The sequence below is a fragment of the Nafulsella turpanensis ZLM-10 genome (assembly GCF_000346615.1).
GTDB classification, from domain to species: Bacteria; Bacteroidota; Bacteroidia; order Cytophagales; family Cyclobacteriaceae; genus Nafulsella; species Nafulsella turpanensis.
Genome location: NZ_ANNU01000005.1, coordinates 68,301 through 83,023, shown reverse-complemented (window position 1 = coordinate 83,023; position 14,723 = coordinate 68,301). Strand labels below are relative to the sequence as shown.

Sequence of the window (14,723 nt, the reverse complement as noted above, 5' to 3'; positions counted from 1 at the left end):
TCAGGTAAAGAAAGATTGAACAGAGGTGGTGATATAATTTAACTGCTCTTCTGTAAGTTCAGTATGCATGGGAAGTGAAATAACTTCCTGACTCAGTTGCTCGGAAACTGGGAAAGCTCCTTTGCCGTAATCCCTGCTCTGGTAAGCCTGCTGCAGGTGAAGAGGTACAGGATAATATACCATTGAAGGAATTCCTTTACCGGCTAAATATTCCTTAAGCGCATCTCTCTTCCCGTTTTTGATCTTTAGCGTGTACTGGTGAAAAACATGAGAAGAGGAAGGGCTGCGGAAGGGAAGTTCCAGCTCTTCTACAGCCGCAAGGGCTTTATCATAATAGGCCGCTGCTTTTTGCCTGCTGTTAATATAGCTGTTGAGCTGCCGGAGCTTAACCCGCAGTACAGCAGCCTGAATGGTATCGAGGCGGGAGTTCACCCCCACCACTTCATGATAATATTTCACCCTCTGACCGTGATTGGCGATCATCTGCAGCTTTTCTGCCATGGCATCATCATTGGTAAAGAGCGCTCCTCCGTCGCCATAGCAGCCAAGGTTTTTGCTGGGGAAAAAGGAAGTAGCCCCTATCTCTCCCATGGTGCCAGCTTTCTGCGCTTTTCCGTTGCTGAAGTTGTATTCTGCTCCTATGGCCTGTGCGGTATCTTCGATGATAAAAAGCTGGTGTTCTTTTGCAAAGGCAAGCAGAGGCTCCATATCGGCACATTGCCCATAAAGATGCACCGGTACTATGGCTTTGGTGCGGGGACTGAGCATTTCTTTTAGCTGTTTAACATCAATATTAAAGGTAGCCGGATCTACTTCTGTAAAAAGAGGCTTCAGGCCCAGCAGAGCAATTACTTCGGCAGTTGCTACATACGTAAAGGCAGGCACAATCACCTCATCGCCTGGCTGCAGGCCAAGAGCCATCATAGCTATCTGCAGCGCATCTGTTCCATTGGCGCAGGGGATTACGTGTTTGACTGCATTATACTCAGCAAGCTCTTTCGCGAAAGCTTTTACGGCAGGGCCATTAATAAAAGCAGCTTCCTCCACTGCCGCAATAATAGCTGCGTTTATCTCTTCTTTAATATGCTGGTACTGACCTTTAAGGTCAACCATCTCTATTTGTTGCATAAATTATTTAACAGAATGCAAATATACATTTGCTTCAAACTCTTTTACAATTAATACCATGATTTAACAGCCTCATAATGAGGTAATTTGTGGATTAAACTTACATTCCTGTAATTCTATTAAATATGGGCCATGTACCAGGACAAGGCCTTTCCCAATCCTTTTTCAACATTGTAAGCTGGCTCATATCCTAAAATAGTGCGGGCTTTACTAATATCCGCCAGGGAATGTTTGATATCGCCTGGTCTTTCAGGGCCGAAGGTAATAGAAATTTCCTTATCAGGTAAGTGAGCTTGTAGAAATTGAAGAATATAGTCGATAAGTTGAACCAGGGTAGTAGATTCCCCGCAGGCAATATTAAAAACCTCATTAATGGCTGCCGGATTATTGGTAGTCGCTGCCAATATATTAGCTTCAACTGCATTCTCTACATAGGTGAAGTCACGCGAATGGGTGCCGTCGCCATTGATAAGGGGAGATTCGCCGCGAAGAATGCATTTGATAAAGAGCGGAATTACCGCAGCGTAAGCCCCATTAGGATCCTGTCGTTCTCCAAAGAGGTTAAAATACCGTAATCCGATAGTTTCCATGCCGTAGGCACTTCCAAACACCTTTGCATACAATTCATTTACATATTTGCTTACCGCATAAGGAGAGAGCTGCTGGCCAATCTGGTCCTCCACTTTTGGTAATCCCTGATGATTCCCATAAGCAGAGGAGCTGGCGGCATAAATAAAGCGCTTAACCCCTGCCTCCTTAGCTGCCATTAGTACATTGATGAAGCCATTTACATTTACTTCATTGGTCGTAACAGGGTCTTTTAAGGAGCGGGGAATGGACCCCAAGGCCGCCTGATGAAAAACGAAATCGACTCCAGTCATCAATTCTCTGCAGGTATCAAGATGACGGATATCGCCTTCCACCAGCGAAAAAAGGGAATTTTGCAGGGCCTGTTCTATATTTCTTCTGAAGCCGGTAGAGAAATTATCCAGGCACACCACCTCATTACCCAATTCCAGAAACCTGTCAACCAGATGGGAGCCGATAAAGCCTGCTCCGCCGGTAACAAGTACTTTCTGGTTTTGTATTTGGGGAAGTTGTTGCAAATCAGCTAGGGCTTGTTTTTCTGACTTCTGTAATTTGTTATATTGCATTGAGGTCTCAACAGTAAAGTTGCAACGGGCAGTTCTTTAATTAAGAATAAACAGTGTTAAAACCTTACACGTCCGAACGTTTTTTTTGCCTCCGGCTGTTGAGGCTGCAAAGATAATAATTAGGATACATTATTTTCTTACTATTAATATTTTATACTTTTGTGCTTCTTAATCATTATTAACATCTTATGAGTCAGTACAATAACCAGGGGTATGGAAATCAGCCCTCTTCAGATGAAATAGACCTGCGGGAAGTTTTTAAAGCAATTGGTAACTTCTTCAGCCGGATAGGCCGGGGCATTATCCATGCTGTGCTGGCGGTAAAACGTGCCAGCAGAGCTTACCGAATCCTTATCCTGACCTCTGTAGTCATCTTTATAGGTTTGGGGCTGTACTGGCACAGTACCGGCAAGGAATACTTTTCTTCCAGTATGGTAATTGAATCGGAATATTATGACCGGGACCTGATGGATGGAGCCATTGGGGAGCTGCATGCCCTGGCCGAGCAGGAGGCATATGGATCCTTAGCAAGAAACCTGGATATTAGCCAGGAAGAGGCGGAGAATATAAGAGGTTTAAAGGTTGAAACTATTTTATCGCAGGATGACCAGATGCTGGCAGATGCGCTTTTCAAATCCATAGAGGCTAGTGAAATACCCATGGAGGAGTTGCTGGTGTTGCGGGAGGAGTTGCTGGAGGAGAATTATAAGTACCGGATTACGGTAGAGGTATTCTCCAACGACCTTTTGCAGAACGTGGAAAATGGCCTTCTTCACTATCTCGAAAATAATGATTATGTGGAGCGGCGTACTGAAATAGAGGTGGCGAACCTGGAGGCTCTTCGGGGCAAGCTTCGGGAAGAGCGGCAGAAGCTGGATGGCCTGAAGACTCTGCTGGCAGAAAGCTTTCAGCAAATGAATGAAAATGGTCGCCGCGGTTCGAATAATGTAATTTTAGGAGCTGCTGAGGGTGCGACGGACCCGCTGAATGTCTACCGCGAAGATATAAAAATGTATAATGAGGAGCTGGAGATTAATAAAAAGCTGGCACTAATCGAGAACGTGGAGGTTATTAAAAGCTTTACCGCTTTTAAACAACCGGCTAACCTTTCCTTAATTAAGGTAATCCTGTTAAGTGGATTGGTTGGATTGGCAGCGGCCTATATACTGGTAATTTTGCTTGAAATTAATAACGCCCTCAACCGCTACGAGCGGGAGCGGGAAGCAAAAAAGCAGTTAGTTTAGTCATGAAACGATTGAATAAAGATAGAGCCTGTATTCCTGCAAGAATACAGGCTTCTTTTTGTCCTATACCTTGTTAATTCCGGAGCCCGGATTGTATCTTTGCTGCGCGAATTGCAACAGTGAAGCGGCCACCGTGCCTGCGGCACTGATTAAAGCTGTTTTGAATGAAAAAGGGGTTGTTACAGGAAGTACAGGTGCTGCTAAAAAAAGAGCTGCTGCTCGAATGGCGGCAGCGCTATGCCTTTAATGGCATGCTTCTCTATGTGGGTAGCAGCATCGTGGTGTGTTATATGAGCTTTGGCGTTCGCTCCGGTGCCCTGCAACCCATTACCTGGAATGCGCTCTTCTGGATAATTATGTTGTTTACAGCGGTAAATGCAGTGGCAAAAAGCTTTATGCAGGAGCGGGAAGGCCGGCAGCTCTATCTCTATACCCTTGCCTCGCCGCAGGGAATTATCCTTGCTAAAATCTTGTATAATATTCTGCTTATGGTCCTGCTTACCTCCATCGGCTTGCTGTTCTATGCTATTGTGCTGGGGAACCCGCTGGAGGATATCAGTCTTTTTGCTTTATCGATACTACTGGCTGCTTTTAGCTTTTCCACTACCTTTACCCTTATCTCGGGTATTGCAGCCAAAGCAGGTAACAGCAGCGTACTAATGGCCATCCTTGGGTTTCCGGTCATTATCCCTACACTGCTAATGGTAATTCGTATGGCGAAAAATGCGATAGACGGGCTCGACTGGAGTGCCAGTCAGGATGAAATTGTTACCCTTCTGGCCATTAATGCGATTATTGTTGTGGTGTCATTTATGTTATTTCCTTACTTATGGCGAAGCTGATTTTAAAGAAAAGCTGGTGGAAAATGCTGGCAGTGGTGCTGCTGACTTATACCATAATCGGTGGATTGCTGATGGAGGTGCCTCGCCTGGCTATTCTGAATGAAACTATCCGGGCCATGTATTTCCACGTTCCTATGTGGTTCGGCATGATTCTGTTGCTGGTAGTGTCGGTAACTTATTCTGTAAAGTACCTGGGCAGCGGAAAAATACAGCACGATACTATTGCGGTAGAATTTGCCTATGCGGGTATCCTCTTTGGGGTGCTGGGTATTCTTACCGGAATGGTGTGGGCCAAATTTACTTGGGGAGCTTACTGGAGTAGCGATCCAAAGCAAAATGCGGCCGCCATCGGTCTGCTGATTTATTTTGCTTATATCGTGCTCCGAAATTCGCTGGAAGATGAGCAGCAAAAAGCCAGAATCAGCGCAGTGTATAATATCTTTGCTTTCGCGGCCCTTATTCCGTTGCTGTTTATTCTTCCAAGGTTAACTGATTCTCTCCATCCTGGTAATGGCGGGAACCCCGGGTTTAATGCCTACGACCTGGATAGTAACCTGCGGATGGTCTTTTATCCGGCCATCATCGGCTGGACCTTACTGGGGGTGTGGTTCGCCAGCCTGCGAATTCGCATCCGGGCCATAAAGCTAAGGCTGGAAGAGCTGGAGTATTGAAAAAATGAAAATAAGCGTCAGGCTGAAGGGAGAAAAAAAGAAGGATATCGCTGTGCCTGCGGATTCGCTAACAATCAGGCAGATAACTGATAAAGGTCATTTTATTTTCGCTCTTTGTGTCCGATATTTGTAACTGAAAAGCTGTTGCAGCCAAGTGTTGGCAGCAAATGGATATGAAAAAAATGAAAAGAATGTTGATGCTCTTCCTGCTCTTTTGTTCGCTGAGCCTTGCTGCACAGGAAAACGCAGAGCTTGCCGACCAGGAGTACCCGAATAACGAGATTGAAATGGCAGATGCCATGCGGGCAAATGGAAAAATTTATATCGTAGTTGCCGTACTGGTGGTTATCTTTGCCGGGCTTGTTGCCTACGCTGTTCGAATAGACCAGAAAGTAGGGCGATTAGAGAAAGAGGTTTCTTCTCAAAAGAGAGAATCAAAAACTACTGTCTGAAGGAAATTAAATAAAGGCCGCGAATGTTGGCCATTTAGTTCATCCATACACTTCCCTATAATGGGCGAAATATTATGAAAAAATCACACATTTTCGGAATTGTTGTCATTGCCATAGCCATATTCCTGATTATGTCGACTGCCGGCGATGCCAGCTCTTATGTTACCTTTAAAGAAGCATATACCATGTCGTCCGAAGGAAAGGAAACAAGCATACATGTGGTGGGGACGCTAAAGAAAACAACCTCCGGAGAGATTGTCGGGGTGTATCCTTCGCCGGACAAGCTTTCTTTTTCTTTTCTGATGATTGACCAGAACGGGCAGGAACAGCATGTGTACTATAATGAGCCGATGCCGATGGACTTTTTGCGCTCGGAGCAGGTAGTGGTAATCGGCGGGTTTAAGGAAGGTACCTTCGTAGCCGATAAAATACTGATGAAGTGCCCTTCCAAGTACCAGGAAGAAGAAGTTAAAATTTAAATAAGCGGCAGGAGTTCCGGTATTTTCCTGATATATCCTCCATTGAGGGTAAGGGAACCTGAACCTCCTTGTAAAGCACCTAAACGCAATAGCACCTTAAGTTAGATGATACATACCTTTATTGGCGACGCCGGACATTTCTTTATAATTCTGTCGTTTGTTACTTCTCTGCTGGCTGGCTGGGCTTACTTCCAGGTAGGCCGCGAAGAAAACCCCCTGAAAAAACAATCATGGCAAAAGTTAGGGCGCTGGACCTTTTACCTCCATAGCTTTGCTGTGCTGGCGGTGGTTTACTGCCTCTTCCACATTATTTATAATCATTACTTTGAGTACCATTATGCCTGGAGCCATTCCAGCCGCAGTCTTCCGGTACATTATATGATTTCCTGCTTCTGGGAAGGGCAGGAGGGAAGCTTTCTGCTGTGGATTTTCTGGCAGGCACTCCTCGGCCTGGTACTCATTGCTACCAATAAACGCTGGGAAGCCCCGGTAATGGTAGTTTTTGCCCTGGTGCAGGCCTTCCTTGTTTCGATGATTCTGGGTGTGGTAATTCCCGGGCTGGAGCTGAAAATCGGTAGTTCACCTTTTATCCTGATGCGCGATGCCATGGATGCGCCTGTTTTCCAGATGAACCCTGAATATGTGCCGGAAGATGGAACAGGCCTGAACCCACTGCTGCAGAACTACTGGATGGTGATTCACCCGCCAACCCTTTTCCTTGGCTTTGCTATGGTGCTGGTGCCTTTTGCCTACTGTATGGCTGGTTTATGGGAAGGAAGCTACCGTGACTGGATTCGCCCCGCTCTTCCCTGGATGTCGGCTGCTACCCTGGTGCTCGGACTTGGCATTTTAATGGGTGCTTACTGGGCTTATGAAACACTAAACTTTGGTGGTTACTGGAACTGGGACCCGGTAGAAAATGCCGTATATGTTCCCTGGCTTATTATGGTGGCAGCCCTGCACGTAATGATTGCCTTTAAGAAGAACAATACAGCGTTAAAATCGGCGATTGTACTCGTCATTAGTTCATTTATCCTGATTCTCTACTCTACCTTCCTCACCCGTAGTGGTATTCTGGGAGAATCGTCTGTGCACTCTTTTACAGACCTGGGACTTTCCGGTCAGCTGCTCATTTACCTCCTGTTCTTCCTGCTCTTATCTGTAGTGCTGGCGGTTAGGGCGTGGAAGCATATTCCCAGCTCCGAAAAGGAGGCCTCTGCCTACTCGCGCGAATTCTGGATCTTTATCGGCGCAACTACTTTATGTCTCATGGGCTTCCAGGTATTGCTGCCGACTTCCATTCCGGTGTATAATGCCATTGTAGAAGCGTTTGGCGGTATCTCAAATGTGGCGCCTCCAACTGATCCTGTTGCGTTTTATACTAACTTTCAGCTGTGGTTTGCCGTAGTGGTGGCCTTGCTTTCAGGCACAGGACAGTTTTTCTGGTGGCAGAAAATGGATCCGGAAAAGCTAAAAGCAGCTATGGTTACGCCACTTATTATTACCCTGGTTGTTGGCACCCTGGCCCTGCTTTTCTCAGGTGTAAAAGAGCCTCAATACATTATTTTAATGGTGGCGGCTATTTATACCATTGTGTCCAATTTCACTGTGCTCTTCCGGCTGAGTCGCCAGAACTTTAAGCTGGCGGGTGGTTCGGTAGCCCACATTGGAGTGGCAATGATACTGCTGGGCATCATGTTCTCAAGTGGCTATTCAGAGATCGTTTCTCTTAATAATTCGGGCCTGCTGTACAGCAAGAGCTTTTCTGATGAAATGAATCGCGAAAATATACTCCTGTGGCTGAATGAGCCAGAAAGGATGAAGCAGTACGAGCTGGTGTATAAAGGGCAGTACCAGGAAGTGGAAGGAGTACCTGACTATGTAACCAAAGACCTGCTGAAGGTAACACCGGACCCGAATAAGGTAATAGCACGCGGCGATTACTATTATAAAGGAAAGAAACAATTTGGGGAAGGGGACACCTTAAAAGTATATGCGGAAAATACCTACTACCGGGTGGAGTATACCGATGAAAACGGAGAAAAGTTTACGCTCTTTCCGCGAGCCCAGGTAAACAAAGATATGGGTGGACTGCTGGCATCGCCGGATATTAAGAGAGAATTTGACCGCGACCTTTACACCCACGTATCCTCCATTCCCGACCCTCAGGTAGAGCCCGAATGGAGCGAGCCTGAAACGATGGAAGTTAAAATAGGGGAGCAGTTCTTTATTAATGATTATGTGGCCTATCTCGATGGGGTACAGCAGGTAGGCGAAGTGGAGGGAATGGTGCTGCAGCCGAACGATGTGGCGGTAAAGGCGAACATTCGTATTATGGCTCGTGATATCGAGTATACTGCTGAGCCGGTCTATATTATCCGCACGACCGACGGAACGGCCGGAACAGTGCCAGCTACCGTTAATAGCCTTGCCGCGAAAGTAGGCTTTCAGCAGGTTGACCCGGATACCGGTACTTTTACCTTTACAGTAAGCACTACACAGAAGGATTACATCATCCTGAAGGCAATGGAGAAGCCACTCATCAATATTCTCTGGACAGGCACACTGATGCTCATGATTGGCTTCGGTATTGCTATTAGCCGCCGCTACAGCGAGTTCAGGAAAATGCGCGATAAGGAAGTGGAGTAATTAATGTGATGATGAGACAATGTGCTAATGGGTAAGGGGGGGTGGTGCTGCTTCGCCAGTTAAGTCTTTGGGTTTAATTGTTTAAGGGCGAAGAAACTGAGCGAGCAAATGGGCCTTATAGTAACTTTATTAGCACATCAACTCATTTGCACACCAGCACATTAAGTTTATGTATAGAGTTTCAGTTATTGGGGCCGGAAAAGTAGGCTGGCGTCTGGCGCAGGCGCTGGAAAATGCCGGCCACTACATTGAAGAAATCTGGAGCCGGAAGCCGGATAATGCGGCCCGGCTGGTAGATCATCTGTACAATGCAAGGGCTCAGGAAAGCCTCGACTTTAGCAGTAGTCGTGCAGAGATATTTCTGTTGGCTGTTACAGATACCGCGGCACCGGACGTAGCAGCTTCGCTGATGCTTCCTGCAGGAGCTTTACTGGCTCATACTTCCGGGAGCCTTTCAATGGAAATCCTCGCCCAGGCGGCAAATCAATATGGTGTTTTTTACCCCCTCCAAACCTTTAGCAAGGAAAGAGTAGTCGATTTATCGGAAGTGCCCTTCTGTCTGGAGGCAAACGACAAACAGGCTTTGTCCGTGCTGAAGAAGCTGGCGGGGAGCCTGAGCCGGCAGGTATATGAGCTGGATGCTGCCAAAAGAAAAGTGCTGCATGTAGCCGCTGTTTTTGCCTGTAATTTTACCAATCACCTGCTGCATATTTCAGAAGAAATACTGGAGGATGGGGGACTGGATACGCAGCTGCTGTACCCGCTGGTAATGGAAACCATCCATAAAAGCATGGAACTGGGGCCGACGCAGGCACAAACCGGTCCCGCAGTGCGCGACGATCATCAGGTAATGGATGCCCATTTACAACAGCTGGAGGAGGAGCCTGAATGGGCAGAGCTTTATTATCTCCTTTCCCGGGATATTATCCGGCGGCACAGGCAGGAGTAGTCAGCTGTAATGGAAATGTTAGAAGCAAAGAGCTGTTCTGCTAAGAACTGTGTACCTTGTTTTGTATTTTTGCTGCTCTACTTTAACGCAATAAGCGCATGGCCGCCAACGTAGGTATCCGTAAGCCAGTCAACTTTAGCATCAAAGCTTTTTTGAAGCTTACGCGTATTCAGAACCTCCTGATTATCGGGCTCACGCAGTACCTGACGGCTATTTTTCTGGTTGGGCCTAAAACCCTCTGGTGGAAGTATATGAGTAGCCTGGAGCTCCTGATGCTTTCTTCCTCCACTATTCTTATTGCAGCGGCAGGCTACATTATAAATGACTACTACGATGTAAAAATCGATTATATAAACAAGCCGGAACGGGTAATTGTGGGGAAGGTCCTGAAAAGAAGAATTGTGATGGCCGCCCACACCATTTTTAATGTAGTGGGTATTGCCATGGGTTTTTGGCTGATGCCCAGGCTGGGGCTTGTTAACTTTCTGGCTGCCCTCTGGCTGTGGCTGTATTCCAACCAGCTTAAGCGCCTGCCTTTTATCGGTAATTTTAGTGTTGCGCTTCTTACCGGCCTTTCAATAGCGGTGGTGGCCCTGTACTATCAGGAACATGAGCTGCTTATTTATACCTATGCTGTTTTTGCCTTCGCCATTACCCTTATACGCGAAATTATAAAGGATATGGAAGACCTGAAGGGCGATGCTACCTTTGGCTGTAAAACCCTGCCCATTCTGTTTGGTATTGCCCGCACTAAAATGCTGGAGTATGTACTGCTGATAATGTTTGTTGGGCTGCTGGTAATGATGGCTATCGAAATTGACCGCGAGGTGCTCGAAAACTTTTTCTTATTCATGATCTTTCCTGTTATCTATTTTATTATCCGCTTAGCACGTGCCGACAACCGGAAAGATTTTGCCTTTCTGAGTCTTTACTGTAAGCTGCTAATGCTGGCAGGGGTATTAAGTATGATGTTTTTTTAATAGCCAATCCTATTATTCACTTGAAAAATTCTCCAATTAAGATTGCCATTTTTGCCTCGGGCAGCGGAACCAATGCCGAACGCTTTTTCGAGTATTTTAAAGATTCCTCACTGGCCGAAGTAGCGCTGCTGGCCTGTAACAACAAGGAAGCCTATGTGCTGGAGCGGGCAAAGCGGCACCAGGTGCCTGTGCAGTTGTTTAGCAATCAGGAAATAAAGGCAGGGGAGCCGGTTGTGCAGAAACTCAAGGAGGCCAGGATTGACTTTATTGTGCTGGCGGGTTTCCTGCGCCTGATTCCTGCGGAACTGGTGGCCGAATATCCTCAGCGCATCGTTAACATCCATCCGGCTCTGCTCCCGAAGTGGGGAGGAAAGGGGATGTATGGCATGCGGGTGCATGAGGCGGTAAGAGCAGCAGGCGAAAAGGAGGCAGGCATTTCCATTCATTATGTAAATGAAGCGTACGATGAGGGCGACATTATTTTCCAGGCCAGCTGCCCGGTGGAGCCGGAGGATGGTCCTGCAGAGATAGCCCAAAAAGTGCACCGGCTCGAATATGCTCACTACCCCCGGGTGGTAGAGAAACTGTTGAGGCAACTGGCTGATAAAGATGAAATTTAGATGAAATTGCCCCTGCCTGAGGCTTTTATACTTGTGTATATATTCTTAGTTTTACGCAAACCAAAACCGACTCATGAATCCGCGTAAAATCCAATCAGCTTTAATTTCTGTCTATTATAAAGACCAGCTGGAGCCAATCATCCGGCTGCTGAAAGAACAGGGCGTTACCATTTATTCTACAGGTGGTACCCAGCAGTTTATTGAGAAGCAGGGGGCTTCTGTGGTGCCGGTCGAAGAGCTTACCCAGTATCCGGCTATTTTAGGCGGCAGAGTAAAAACGCTTCACCCCAAAATTTTTGGTGGCATTTTGCACAGGCGGGAACACAGGCAGGACCAGCAGGAGATAGGGAATTATGATATCCCTTCCATTGACCTGGTAATTGTGGACCTGTATCCTTTTGAAGAAACAGTCGCATCGGGTGCGGAAGAGGCGGAAATTATTGAGAAGATTGATATAGGTGGCATTTCGCTCATAAGGGCGGCGGCCAAAAATTATAAGGATGTGCTGATTGTTTCTTCGCGCGAGCAGTACAGCCAGCTGGAGTTTATTTTACGTGAGAATGGAGGTGAAACGACTCTTACCGACCGTAAGTTATTTGCGGCCTATGCTTTCGACATCTCTTCGCATTACGATACCGCCATCTTTAACTACTTTAATAAGGAGGGCGAAATTCGGCGGCTGAAGCTGAGCGAAAGAAGTGCGCAGGTGTTACGCTATGGCGAAAACCCGCATCAGCAGGGGACTTACTATGGTAACCTTCCGGAGCTGTTTGCCCAGCTAAACGGGAAGGAACTTTCTTACAACAACCTCGTTGATATAGACGCTGCCGTTTCGCTGGTAGAAGATCTGAAAGGACGCACCGCCTTTGCCATTATCAAACATACCAATGCCTGCGGTTGCGCCACCGGCGAAACTGTACTGGAAGCTTACCAAAAAGCGCTGGAAGCGGACCCTGTTTCGGCCTTTGGTGGAGTGCTGGTAACAAATGCCAAAGTTGATATGGCTGCGGCAGAAGAGCTGAATAAATTATTCTTTGAAATACTGGTAGCACCCGATTACGAAGATAAGGCCCTGGCGCTTTTAAAGGAAAAGAAAAATCGTATCCTCTTAAAGCAGCGTCAAAGTCTCCCGCAGCAGAAGCAGATTAAAACCCTCCTGAATGGCTTTATCGAGCAGGATAAAGATTTAATAACAGACCAAGCAGCCGACTTTCAGGTAGTAACTGAAAAAGCGCCTGACGCGGCCGAAATGCGTGCACTGGAGTTTGCCAGCCTGCTAGCGAAGCATACCAAATCAAACACTATTGTGCTTGCCAAAGATGGCCAGCTAATTGCCAGCGGCGTGGGGCAAACCTCAAGAGTAGATGCGCTGAAGCAGGCCATTCATAAAGCCGAGAGTTTTGCACTTTCGCTGGAAGGGGCTGTTATGGCCTCAGATGCCTTCTTCCCCTTTGCCGATTGTGTGGAAATAGCCGGTAAGGCAGGCATCAAAGCAGTGGTGCAACCCGGTGGTTCTATTAGAGATAAGGACTCTGTTGGCTATTGTAATGAGCACGGGATAAGCATGGTATTGACGGGTGTCAGACATTTTAAACATTAATATTACTTAAGGATTTAGAATTCTGTTTAAATTTGTAAATTTCCGTGAATTTAAACAGTTAGACAGGTATTGTATAAAAACATTGTATGGGAATTTTTGACCTATTTTCAAGCGATATTGCCATAGACCTCGGTACAGCGAATACCCTTATTATTCATAAGGATAAGATAGTAGTTGACGAGCCATCGATCATTGCCATTGATCGGAATACTAATAAAGTACTTGCCATTGGTCGACAGGCCATGCAGATGCACGAAAAGACGCACGAAAACATCAAAACCATACGTCCGCTAAAGGACGGGGTTATTGCCGATTTTCACGCAGCTGAAGAGATGATTCGCGGGATGATCCGGATGATTGACGGTGGAAAGGGAGGGAAATTCTTTCCTTCATCGCACCGCATGGTGGTGTGTATTCCTTCGGGCATTACTGAAGTAGAGAAACGCGCCGTACGCGACTCCTGTGAGCATGCACATGCCAAGGAGGTATACATGATTCATGAGCCTTTAGCTGCCGCCATTGGTATTGGAATTGATATTGAACAGCCGGTGGGTTCCATGATTGTGGATATTGGCGGGGGTACTACCGAAATTGCCGTTATTGCACTTTCCGGTATTGTGGCCGACCAGTCCCTGAGAGTGGCGGGCGATACCTTCAACAAAGATATTCTTGATTATATGCGCCGCCAGCACAACCTGCTGATTGGTGAGCGCTCGGCCGAGAAAGTAAAAATTGCGGTTGGCTCCGCACTTACCGAGCTCGACGACGCACCGGAAGATTATGAAATCCGCGGCCGTGACCTGATGACGGGGATTCCTAAAATTATTAAGGTGTCCTATTCCGAAATTGCTTTTGCCCTTGACAAGTCGGTATCGAAAATCGAAGAAGCCGTACTGAAGGCTCTGGAGATTTCGCCGCCAGAACTTTCAGCCGATATTTACGACAATGGTATCCACCTGACAGGCGGAGGGGCTTTGCTTCGCGGGCTCGACAAGCGCCTGGCGCTTAAAACAAAGCTGCCTATCCATGTGGCGGACGATCCGCTTAGGGCGGTGGTGCGGGGTACCGGTATTGCCATGAAAAACCTCGATTCGTTCAAAACAGTCTTAATGACCTGAGCCTAATCGATGCAAACCCTTTTTCTGTTTCTTTACAAGTACAGAGCATTTGCCTTGTTCTTAGCCCTGGAATTGCTGTGCACCTGGCTGGTTATTCAGAATAACCGCTACCAGAGCGCAGCTTTCTTTAACTCCGCCAATTATTTGGCCGCTTCTATTATAGAGTGGACAAATGAGGTGGAGAGCTACCTGTTCCTGAGAGAAAATAATGCAAGCCTTGCTTCCGAAAATGCCATGCTCCGCCAGCGGGTGCAGGAAATGGAGCAGAGAATGGCCATCCCTTACAATAGAGCAAGTGTGGCACGCGAAGTGGCCCAGCAGTATAATTACGAACCTGCCCGGGTTATAAACAATAGCACCAACCGCTTTAAAAACTACCTTACCCTCAATAAGGGGCGGGCAGATGGTGTGCTGCCAGGTATGGGGGTAATTGGTAATAATGGAGTGGTAGGAAAGGTGAAGTCAGTTTCCGATCATTATTCCGTGGTTACTTCACTCCTGCATACGAACCTGTATGTTTCGGCCATTATCGAAGGTTCCAATGCTTTTGGCTCGGCACACTGGAATGGCGGCGATGCCCAGCAGGCAAACCTGGAATTTATTGCAAGGCACCACAAAATAGAGGTGGGCGATACAGTAGTTACCTCCAGCTATAATGCAGTATTTCCTTACGGAATACCTGTTGGCAGGATAACAGAGGTGCAGCTGCCGGATAATGCGACCTACTACGACATAAAGATGGATCTGGCGACTGATTTCTCCAGCCTGCCCTATGTGTATGTCATCAAGAATAAATTATTAAACGAGAAAGACTCTCTGGAGCAAGTTAGCTACTGA

Annotated in this window: 14 protein-coding genes; 12 read left to right on the top strand and 2 right to left on the bottom strand. The window is 46.8% G+C overall.

Annotated features, from left to right (window positions below; translation table 11 throughout):
• Together F752_RS0102005 and F752_RS0102000 are read right to left on the bottom strand one after the other, a co-directional pair.
• Entirely contained in the window at positions 1–1,128 is a 1,128-nt protein-coding gene (locus F752_RS0102005) for a DegT/DnrJ/EryC1/StrS family aminotransferase (RefSeq protein ID WP_152424995.1), read from the bottom strand.
• 119 nt (positions 1,129–1,247) lie between these two features.
• A complete protein-coding gene (locus F752_RS0102000) occupies positions 1,248–2,282 on the bottom strand; it encodes an SDR family oxidoreductase (protein ID WP_017730050.1) in 1,035 nt (344 codons plus the stop codon).
• A gap of 188 nt (positions 2,283–2,470) precedes the next feature.
• On the opposite strand from F752_RS0102000, the gene F752_RS0101995 reads away from it, so the two are divergent.
• The 12 genes from F752_RS0101995 to mreC all read left to right on the top strand — a co-directional run bounded on the left by F752_RS0101995 (position 2,471) and on the right by mreC (position 14,723).
• Positions 2,471–3,526, top strand: a complete 1,056-nt coding sequence (locus F752_RS0101995; RefSeq protein WP_017730049.1) for a hypothetical protein — start codon at positions 2,471–2,473, stop codon at positions 3,524–3,526.
• A 164-nt stretch (positions 3,527–3,690) separates the two neighbouring features.
• Positions 3,691–4,368: a heme exporter protein CcmB gene (locus F752_RS0101990; protein WP_017730048.1), complete on the top strand. Its 678-nt coding sequence runs from the start codon at positions 3,691–3,693 to the stop codon at positions 4,366–4,368.
• Complete coding sequence (gene ccsA, locus F752_RS0101985; RefSeq protein WP_040663986.1) at positions 4,356–5,039, top strand: cytochrome c biogenesis protein CcsA; 684 nt, start codon at positions 4,356–4,358, stop codon at positions 5,037–5,039. Before F752_RS0101990 ends, ccsA (F752_RS0101985) begins: the two co-directional genes overlap by 13 nt.
• Before the next feature lie 182 nt (positions 5,040–5,221).
• Entirely contained in the window at positions 5,222–5,491 is a 270-nt protein-coding gene (locus F752_RS0101975; protein ID WP_040664012.1) for a CcmD family protein, read from the top strand.
• A gap of 74 nt (positions 5,492–5,565) precedes the next feature.
• Positions 5,566–5,970, top strand: coding sequence for a cytochrome c maturation protein CcmE domain-containing protein (locus F752_RS0101970; protein ID WP_017730044.1), 405 nt, complete (start codon positions 5,566–5,568; stop codon positions 5,968–5,970).
• 105 nt (positions 5,971–6,075) lie between these two features.
• Positions 6,076–8,619 carry a cytochrome c biogenesis protein CcsA gene (ccsA, locus tag F752_RS0101965; RefSeq protein ID WP_017730043.1) on the top strand — a complete coding sequence of 848 codons (2,544 nt, stop codon included), beginning with the start codon at positions 6,076–6,078 and terminating at the stop codon, positions 8,617–8,619.
• Positions 8,620–8,788: 169 nt separating this feature from the next.
• A complete protein-coding gene (locus F752_RS0101960; protein WP_017730042.1) occupies positions 8,789–9,568 on the top strand; it encodes a Rossmann-like and DUF2520 domain-containing protein in 780 nt (259 codons plus the stop codon).
• A gap of 98 nt (positions 9,569–9,666) precedes the next feature.
• The gene (locus tag F752_RS0101955; RefSeq protein ID WP_017730041.1) at positions 9,667–10,548 is read left to right on the top strand and encodes a geranylgeranylglycerol-phosphate geranylgeranyltransferase; all 882 of its coding nucleotides are present in this window, start codon (positions 9,667–9,669) and stop codon (positions 10,546–10,548) included.
• Between the two features lie 20 nt (positions 10,549–10,568).
• Complete coding sequence (gene purN, locus F752_RS0101950; RefSeq protein WP_017730040.1) at positions 10,569–11,168, top strand: phosphoribosylglycinamide formyltransferase; 600 nt, start codon at positions 10,569–10,571, stop codon at positions 11,166–11,168.
• Positions 11,169–11,241: 73 nt separating this feature from the next.
• On the top strand, positions 11,242–12,768 hold the full coding sequence (gene purH / locus F752_RS0101945) for a bifunctional phosphoribosylaminoimidazolecarboxamide formyltransferase/IMP cyclohydrolase (protein WP_017730039.1): 1,527 nt from the start codon (positions 11,242–11,244) through the stop codon (positions 12,766–12,768).
• A gap of 86 nt (positions 12,769–12,854) precedes the next feature.
• On the top strand, positions 12,855–13,886 hold the full coding sequence (locus tag F752_RS0101940; RefSeq protein ID WP_017730038.1) for a rod shape-determining protein: 1,032 nt from the start codon (positions 12,855–12,857) through the stop codon (positions 13,884–13,886).
• 9 nt (positions 13,887–13,895) lie between these two features.
• Complete coding sequence (gene mreC, locus F752_RS0101935; RefSeq protein WP_017730037.1) at positions 13,896–14,723, top strand: rod shape-determining protein MreC; 828 nt, start codon at positions 13,896–13,898, stop codon at positions 14,721–14,723.

Coding starts and splice junctions, on each gene's coding strand:
- F752_RS0101995 (WP_017730049.1), top strand. CDS start 2,471: ATGAGTCAGTACAATAACCAGGGGTATGGAAATCAGCCCTCTTCAGAT.
- F752_RS0101960 (WP_017730042.1), top strand. CDS start 8,789: ATGTATAGAGTTTCAGTTATTGGGGCCGGAAAAGTAGGCTGGCGTCTG.
- F752_RS0102005 (WP_152424995.1), bottom strand. CDS start 1,128: ATGCAACAAATAGAGATGGTTGACCTTAAAGGTCAGTACCAGCATATT.
- purH (WP_017730039.1), top strand. CDS start 11,242: ATGAATCCGCGTAAAATCCAATCAGCTTTAATTTCTGTCTATTATAAA.
- F752_RS0101975 (WP_040664012.1), top strand. CDS start 5,222: ATGAAAAGAATGTTGATGCTCTTCCTGCTCTTTTGTTCGCTGAGCCTT.
- ccsA (WP_017730043.1), top strand. CDS start 6,076: ATGATACATACCTTTATTGGCGACGCCGGACATTTCTTTATAATTCTG.
- F752_RS0101970 (WP_017730044.1), top strand. CDS start 5,566: ATGAAAAAATCACACATTTTCGGAATTGTTGTCATTGCCATAGCCATA.
- mreC (WP_017730037.1), top strand. CDS start 13,896: ATGCAAACCCTTTTTCTGTTTCTTTACAAGTACAGAGCATTTGCCTTG.
- F752_RS0101955 (WP_017730041.1), top strand. CDS start 9,667: ATGGCCGCCAACGTAGGTATCCGTAAGCCAGTCAACTTTAGCATCAAA.
- ccsA (WP_040663986.1), top strand. CDS start 4,356: ATGGCGAAGCTGATTTTAAAGAAAAGCTGGTGGAAAATGCTGGCAGTG.
- F752_RS0102000 (WP_017730050.1), bottom strand. CDS start 2,282: ATGCAATATAACAAATTACAGAAGTCAGAAAAACAAGCCCTAGCTGAT.
- F752_RS0101940 (WP_017730038.1), top strand. CDS start 12,855: ATGGGAATTTTTGACCTATTTTCAAGCGATATTGCCATAGACCTCGGT.
- F752_RS0101990 (WP_017730048.1), top strand. CDS start 3,691: ATGAAAAAGGGGTTGTTACAGGAAGTACAGGTGCTGCTAAAAAAAGAG.